General features: G+C 28.0%; 9 protein-coding genes. 7 read left to right on the top strand and 2 right to left on the bottom strand.

What is annotated here, in order from left to right; genetic code table 11:
• The 6 genes from RWJ08_RS02835 to RWJ08_RS02810 all read left to right on the top strand — a co-directional run.
• On the top strand, positions 1–437 hold a 437-nt coding region (locus RWJ08_RS02835; RefSeq protein WP_313960998.1), incomplete at its 5' end, for a methyltransferase domain-containing protein.
• A 552-nt stretch (positions 438–989) separates the two neighbouring features.
• Positions 990–1,418 carry a VOC family protein gene (locus tag RWJ08_RS02830; protein WP_313960997.1) on the top strand — a complete coding sequence of 143 codons (429 nt, stop codon included), beginning with the start codon at positions 990–992 and terminating at the stop codon, positions 1,416–1,418.
• A 19-nt stretch (positions 1,419–1,437) separates the two neighbouring features.
• Positions 1,438–1,965: a GNAT family protein gene (locus RWJ08_RS02825; RefSeq protein WP_313960996.1), complete on the top strand. Its 528-nt coding sequence runs from the start codon at positions 1,438–1,440 to the stop codon at positions 1,963–1,965.
• Between the two features lie 316 nt (positions 1,966–2,281).
• Positions 2,282–2,551, top strand: a complete 270-nt coding sequence (locus RWJ08_RS02820) for a DUF2087 domain-containing protein (RefSeq protein ID WP_313960995.1) — start codon at positions 2,282–2,284, stop codon at positions 2,549–2,551.
• 10 nt (positions 2,552–2,561) lie between these two features.
• Positions 2,562–3,041, top strand: coding sequence for a GNAT family N-acetyltransferase (locus RWJ08_RS02815; protein ID WP_313960994.1), 480 nt, complete (start codon positions 2,562–2,564; stop codon positions 3,039–3,041).
• Positions 3,042–3,162: 121 nt separating this feature from the next.
• Positions 3,163–4,305: an MFS transporter gene (locus RWJ08_RS02810; RefSeq protein WP_313960993.1), complete on the top strand. Its 1,143-nt coding sequence runs from the start codon at positions 3,163–3,165 to the stop codon at positions 4,303–4,305.
• Positions 4,306–4,328: 23 nt separating this feature from the next.
• Here RWJ08_RS02810 and RWJ08_RS02805 read toward each other — a convergent pair whose 3' ends face one another.
• Complete coding sequence (locus RWJ08_RS02805) at positions 4,329–5,246, bottom strand: TIGR01212 family radical SAM protein (protein WP_313960992.1); 918 nt, start codon at positions 5,244–5,246, stop codon at positions 4,329–4,331.
• 1 nt (position 5,247) lies between these two features.
• Entirely contained in the window at positions 5,248–6,306 is a 1,059-nt protein-coding gene (locus RWJ08_RS02800; RefSeq protein ID WP_293439956.1) for a rod shape-determining protein, read from the bottom strand.
• Positions 6,307–6,530: 224 nt separating this feature from the next.
• On the opposite strand from RWJ08_RS02800, the gene RWJ08_RS02795 reads away from it, so the two are divergent.
• Positions 6,531–7,823, top strand: coding sequence for an NAD(P)H-dependent oxidoreductase (locus tag RWJ08_RS02795; protein ID WP_293439954.1), 1,293 nt, complete (start codon positions 6,531–6,533; stop codon positions 7,821–7,823).
• Positions 7,824–7,828: the final 5 nt, after the last annotated feature.

Here is a 7,828-nt window from a genome sequence, read left to right as displayed (position 1 = left end):
ATATGACAAAACCATTTCCATTTGAAGATGAAACTTTTGATATTATTTTTAATCCGGTTTCAAATGTATATATAGAAGATTTAGAAAACATGTATAAAGAAGCCTCTCGAGTATTGAAAAAGGGTGGATTGTTAATGGTCGGATTTATGAATCCTTGGATATACATGTATGATGCTGACATTGTATGGGACAAACCCGATGAGGAATTACTTTTAAAGTTTTCAATACCTTTTAATTCAAAAGAGCTTGAAGAGGAAGGCAAGATAACCATAAATCCAGAATATGGATATGAATTTAGCCATACCTTAGAAACTCAGATTAGAGGACAACTTAAAAATGGTCTAGCTATGATAGATTTTTATGAATCATGTGATAAAAGAAATAGATTATCACATTATGGAAATGACTATATAGCTACACTCTGCATTAAACTATAATATTATAGAACATACTTCAGGAGAATAGCACGTTTCATTTTCAATAAGGGTTAAAATCTAAATCTAAGTTTGTCGAAGTAAAACTATTAAATAAGAACTACAAAAGTTCTTTTAGTAAAATAAAAGAAGTAGAATTTTTGGGTAAATCAGAAAATTTTATAAAATTGTTATCAGAAAAACAAAAACATAATGGATTTTTTATAATAAAATTTGTAAAAGAGAGCTAAAGGATTGAGGACTAGTCTTCAATCTTTTTTCTTTTAATTTTATATAAAATTTTAGAAATATATTTTCTGCTTTTTGATGTTTTATAAGAAAGTCATCTAGACCAAAATTAGCAACTTGAAAGAAAATGAGTCAAGATTATGTACTACTTAGGGATAAAACAAGAGAAGAGAGAAAAAGATTTAAAACGCTTGTACTATTTTATAGTGAATTAAAAAAGTATAGTTATAAGAATGAATATTCAGCTTGATTAAATGACAAAAAATGAGAAATGTGATATTATTAAATAAACAGCAATTTACAAATTTGAAATCATAGGAGGTAAATATGAACAAGATTACTTGTATTTGTTTAGGTGTTAAAGATATGGAAAGGTCAATCAAGTTTTATAGAGATGGTTTAGGATATAAAACTGATTGCAGAGAAAACAATCCGCCGGTATGCTTTTTTGATACTCCGGGAACAAAGTTCGAACTATTTCCTTTTGAACAATTAGCAAAGGATATTGATGAAAATAATCCACCAAAAGGAAATGGATTTTCAGGAATTACATTAGCTTACAATGTTGAACATAAAGAAGATGTAGATAATGTAATTGAATTAGTAAGGGAAGCAGGAGGAAAGATTGTAAAAGAACCACAGGAAGTTTTCTGGGGTGGATATCACGCATATTTTTCGGATTTAGATGGATACTATTGGGAAGTTTCATGGGGACCAAATTTTCAATTTGATGAAAATGGATTGCTGAAATTTTAAGGATAAATAGGGAAAGAGTATGATTAATCAGATTAAAGGAAATAATATCATATTGCGTAAGCAAAAAATTGAAGATGCAAAATTCTTTACCTATTGGTACAATCAGCCACAGATAATGTTTCAATGTGGATTTACACAACATACTGATGAAGAAGCTGAAAAAGAGAGAATTATGACTGGTTGCAAAAAGAGAGACTCAGTATGGTACACAATTACAGATTTAAAAGGAAATATAATAGGTGAAACGGGATTGTTGCGAATGTGGCCAACCTGGAAATGTACTGATCTTTCTATTATTATTCCTGATTCCAAAATGCAACAAAGAGGATATGGGACAGATGCGATTAGCCTTATGTTGAACCTTGCTTTCGATTACTATGAAATGAACAGAGTTGCAATTGGTGTGGTAGGGCTAAATTCCAATGCACTGAATTTCTATAGAAAAATCGGATTTAAACAAGAAGGTATTCAAGAGCAAGGATACTACCACAATAACGAGTACAGTGATTTTATCATGATGAGGATTCTTCGTCATGAATGGCGATAAATTACTAATTTCAGTTTGTTGTAATAAAACAATTAAATAAGATCACTAAAGATGAAGTAAAAGCAAATAGCCGATACTTCAACAAAAATGCAACTGAAACAATATAATATAAACTGACAAGAATAATGCTTAGGAAGTTACATAGAAAATTGGACAAAAAAGATAATTTTGATTAAAAGTACGTAACAAGTAGAAATAGGAGTGATAAATTGAAAATTTTCCTGTTTTTATATTTGGAACAGTTAGTTGCCAATATTTCTAAGATGTAAGATTTACTATAATTACAGTATTTAATAAATTGTTTTGGAGGGTATTTATGGAGTTTAATAAGGATAAATGGATAAAAGATGGTATGATTGTAAATATTCCAAAAAAACAGAAAGATAAATATGAACTTTTTGCTTATTTAGCTTCTATTTGTTTTGATGAGAGAAAATATACGGAAAAAGAAATTAATGAAATTTTAAAGAAATATTATGCAGATTATTGTTATTTGAGAAGATCTATGGTTGACTTTCGACTTTTAAAAAGGACTGATGATGGAAGCGAGTATTTCTTTGATAAGTCGGTATTGGATTTAATTTAGTAGGATGGTTATGATAGATATTAGAGAAATTTCTGTTAATGAAATAAATGTGTTTTGGGATAAACATATCAAGTATTTAATAGAAGATGAAATTGTTACAGATAAGGACGATATAGAATACTTTTTAAGTAGCGAGTATAGAGATTTTTTAGAAAATCGTATGATTGTTGATAAAGATAGACATTATATTGCCTATTTTTTTGAAAATGATGTAGAAATAGGAGCAGTTCAATTTACAATTTATAATAACAAAGATGGAAAATATTTTGGAGAATGTTTTATAATGGATTTTTGGATATATCCTGAATTTAGAAATAAATCCAAAGGCTCAGAATGTTTTAAGAAATTAGAAAAATATACAAAACCACTTGGAGCAACACATTATGTTTTAAATTCAATGAAAGATAATTCAATTCGATTTTGGAAAAATTTAGGATTTGTAGAAAATGGAGTTGATGAATGGGGTATGAAATTGTTTAGACTACATTAGAATTAATAATATAATTTTAATTTAATTTATGATATAATGATTATAATAAATAAAAAGGAGAGATAGAATGTAGAGATTATTAAATTTTTTAGGCTAAAATTTAATATATGTGAGGTAAAGGATGAAAAATTTTAGAGCTAAACTATTATGCTTAAAAGGTTATTACTTTTTTTCAGCTTTAGTTTTTTATGCTCCTGTAGCTCTTTTTATTAGAACTTCAAGAGGAGTAAGCATATCAGAATTTTTTATTTTACAAGCAATTTTATCCTTTTTTATTTTCATTTTTGAAATTCCTTTTGGAATGATTACGGATAAAATAGGCTATAAAAATTCTATCGTTATTTCACATTTCTCTATGTTGTTAGCAAGAATTATACTTTTGTTTTCTTTTTGCTTTGAGTTTTTTGTGCTTGAATCCGTACTTGAAGCAGTTAGTATAGCGTTGGAATCCGGAACAATATCAGGTTATGAGTATGAAATCATAGGAGAAGAAAATTTTGCAGAAAAAACTTCTGTGCTTGGAAATTATTCAACTATTGGTTTTATAATTTCTACAATTAGTTTTTATTTTATTAATAACTATTTTGAGCAGAATTTTTTAATAATTTTTACAATTATTTCTACTTTTATTTCTTTTTTGTTCGCATTGTTTTTTGAAAAGGAAAAAATTATAGAAAAAAGCGATAATAATAAATTTAGATTTAAAAGCATTTTAAATACCAAGCTGATTGTATTTATGATATTTAATGGAATAATAAGCATAACTTTTATTTTGATAAATTTCTTTTATGTCGTTATTTTGCAGAATATAAAATTAAGTGAAAATTATATGACTTTTATTATTTTACTATATTCAGCAGTTGGACTTTTAAGTCCAAAGATTATAAAAATTTTTGGAGAAACTAAACTAAAGAGGAATTTGTTTATATTTTTAAGTGCAAGTTCTATTTTATTTATATCGTTGATTTCAATTAAAAACATTTTTGTAATAATACCAATGTGTTGTTTGCCAATGTTAATAGGGGTTATTGAAGCGTACTTTTTAAAAGTGGAAAATCAATATGTTGATAAATTAAACGAGAAAAATCGTGCTACGATTTTGTCTACATTCAGTATGGGTGCAAATTTTGTTGATGTAGGGTTTTTGTTAGTATCTTCAAAATTATCTGAAACAAGTTTGGATTATAGCTTTATTTTTATAAGTATATTACTTTTAATATTTAGTCTATTTTTTATTACGACTAAATTTATAAAAGAAAATTAATAGAGAAATGTTAAAGGAGCTTTTTATAAAGCTCCTTTGTCCTTTTTGCAGTTTATTCCTTGGTATGAATTTCTTTGTTTTAGAATTTTACTAATTTCTCCAATAGTTTTAATTTTATTTTTTGACCAAAGGGGAGCAACGAGTTTTTCTTTATCGCCATCTCCTGTGAGCCTATGAATAATTATGTCCTTGTCTAAATTTTCTATTGCCATAATTAAAGCATTTATATATTCATCCCAAGTTATAATTTTGAAGCTATTTTTTAGATATTCTTCATATAGTTCACAATCGTTTTGAATATAAAGGCTGTGAATTTTAATGCCCCAAGGTTTTTTGTTATTCACATAATCAATGGTATTTTTATAATCTTTTTCTGTTTCATTTGGAAGGCCAAAAATTATATGAAAAATAGTTTTTATATTTAATTCCTTTAATCTTTTCACACAATTTTCAAATGTTTTTGTACTGTATCCAATATTCATATTATTTCGAGTATTTTCGTTTGAAGTTTGTAGTCCAAGTTCAATCCAGACTTCAATTTTTTTGTTAAGTTCTGAAAGTAAATTATAAATTTCTTCATTAAAACAATCAGCTCTTGTGGCTATGGATAGCACTTTGACATTTGGAAAATTTATTGCCTCATAGTACATTTTCCTTAGTTCTTCTACAGGTAAAAATGTATTTGTATAGCTTTGAAAGTAGGCAATATAACCGTTGCTTTTATCTTTTTCTTTTAAAAAATTAATTTGAGCATTTAATTGTTCAGTTATTGATTTTCTTTTAGTTGTAAATTCTCCACTTCCAGTTTCTGAGCAGAATTTACAACCGCTTTTTCCATTTTTTCTATTTGGACAAGAAAACCCTCCATCGATGGAGAGTTTTAAAAGTCTTGAGCCGAATTTTTTCTTTAGATAAGAACTTAAATCATTATATCTTTGCATATTATCTCTTTCTTAATTGTTCTTTTTGTTCTAAAACATGTCGTTTTAATTCGTCTAAATATTCTATTTCATCATTTGAAAAATCAACATTCTTCAAAAATCTTCCTGCACCTTTTATTACCATTAATTCAGGATTTTCTGGGTTTAAAACTTCTAAACGAGTTCTATCTGTTATCAATTCAACAAGACCAGGAATTTGAGATGTACCTCCAGTAAGAATTAATCCTTTTTCAGAAATATCTGCAATTAATTCAGGAGGAGTTTTTTCCAAAGTTTCTGTTATAGCATTTAAAATTTTATTTAATGTCATTCCAATCGCATGTGCAATATCTGAATCATTTACAAAAATATGCATTGGAAGACCATTCATAACATTTCTTCCTTTAATTTCATACATTGAACCATCATTTGTAGGATAAGCTCTTGCAGCTGATAATTTGATAATTTCTGCAGTATTTTCTCCTATTAACATATTATATCTTGTACGAATGAAGTCTGCGATTGCTTGGTCAATTGTATTTCCACCTACATTTAAACTTTTTGCAATGATTATTTCACCATTAGAAATAATAGAAATATCTGTTTTTCCTGCTCCGATATCAACAACCATAGTACCTGATGGATCGTTTATATTTACACCACAACCTATTGCGGCAGTTATTGTTTCTTCTAAAAGTACAACATTATTAGCACCTGCAAGTTTTACAGCTTGAGTTATTGCTCTTTTTTGTACTTGAGTCAATTCACTAGCAATACAGACTAAAACATTAGGTCTAAAAAAGTTTTTTCCAACAGATTTTTTTATTGCTCTTTTTATAATAGCTTCTGTTGCATTAAAATCTACAATATTTCCTGCAATTACTGGCCTTTTTGCAACTACATTTCCTGGAATACGTCCTAATAATTTTTTTGCAGTTTCTCCATAATTTAAAATTTTATTTTTATAAGTATCCATAGTAACCACAGATGGCTCATTCACTACGATACCTTTATTTTCAACGAAAGTTACTACCTTTGATGTTCCAAAATCAATGGCAAGAGTTTTTCTAAAATACTTCATAAAAATCCCCTAAAAATCTCCTATCTATTTTACTTTATATATTATCAGAATAATTTCTAGATAATTATATTTTTTAAATTTATTTTAAACCAAAATACACTACTATAATTTTACACTAAAATTAGCTTATAGTAAAGGGCATTTTTCATATAAAAAAATTTGATAAAATTTATATGTTGTAGTAAAATAAGAATGATAAAATTAATATTGATATGGAGGACTTTATGTTTAGAATGAAAAACAAACTTAACAATTTATATAATGCAAATAAAGAAGTTAAGTTTGCGCTTATTGGAGCTGGGAAAATGGGGAAAGGACTTGTTAATCAACTTTCTAGAATTAAAGGTCTTACAAGTTCTGTTGTAATAGATGAAAAACCAGAAAAAGCTATGGAAGCTCTTATTTCTTCCGGCGTTAGAAAGTCAGATATTACTACAAGTGATAATATAAAAATAATTGAAAATTCTATAAAAAATGGTATGTATGTCGTTTCTGATGATTATACTATTGCTTGCAAATTACAAGATATAAAAGGAGTTGTTGATGCAACTGGGAATCCTCCTTTTGGTGCGATTTTAGCAATGGATGCAATTGAAAATAGAAAACATACAATTATGTTGAATGTTGAATGTGATGCAGTTATTGGACCGTATTTATTCAATTTAGCAAAAAAGAAAAATGTTATTTATACTGGATCTGCTGGAGATGAACCAGGTGCAATAATGGAACTTGCAGATTTTGCTTTAGGTGCAGGGTTTAAACTTCTTGCAGTTGGAAAGGGAAAGAATAATCCGCTTAATCATTATATTACAGAAGATGAAGTCAGAGAAGAGGCGATTTCAAAGGGACTTTACCCAAAAATGCTTGCAGGCTTTATTGATGGGACTAATACTATGATTGAACTTACAAGTGCTGCGAACGCTTTAGGATTTATCCCTGATGTTATCGGCTGTCATGGACCAAATGCTACACCTGCAGAGCTAGCTAAAATTTTTTCTCTTAAAGAGCAAGGAGGAATTTTAAATAATTATAAGACTGTGGATTTTGCTTTTGGAGTAGCGCCAGGAGTTTATGCTATCGTAACAAGTGATAGTGATGAGGTTCATGATTTAATGAAATATTTAAAAATGGGAGATGGCCCAAATTATGCTATATACAGACCTTATCATTTAACAAGTCTCGAAACTCCAATTACTATATATAATGCAATTGTTGAAAAAGAATCAACTATTGTCCCAGCTTGTGGACAAGTTTCAGATACAATTACAGTTGCGAAAAGAGATTTGAAAGCAGGAGAAATTTTAGAGGGGATTGGTGGGAAATCCGTTTTTGGTAAAATAACAAGCCATGCAGATCAAAAAAATAGAAATCTTTTGCCAATTGCTATGATTACTAAAAAAACTAAGTTAAAAGTTGATGTTAAGAAAGATGAGCTTATTACTCTTGATATGGTTGAATTGGATGAAGACCATATTATAACTAAACTTAGAAGAAAGCAAGATAAATTAGGACTTTAGGAGAA

The sequence above is a fragment of the uncultured Parvimonas sp. genome, assembly GCF_963524015.1.
Taxonomy (GTDB): domain Bacteria; phylum Bacillota; class Clostridia; order Tissierellales; family Peptoniphilaceae; genus Parvimonas.
The sequence above is the reverse complement of the archived record's forward strand: the minus strand, read 5'-3'. Positions and strand labels throughout refer to the sequence as shown.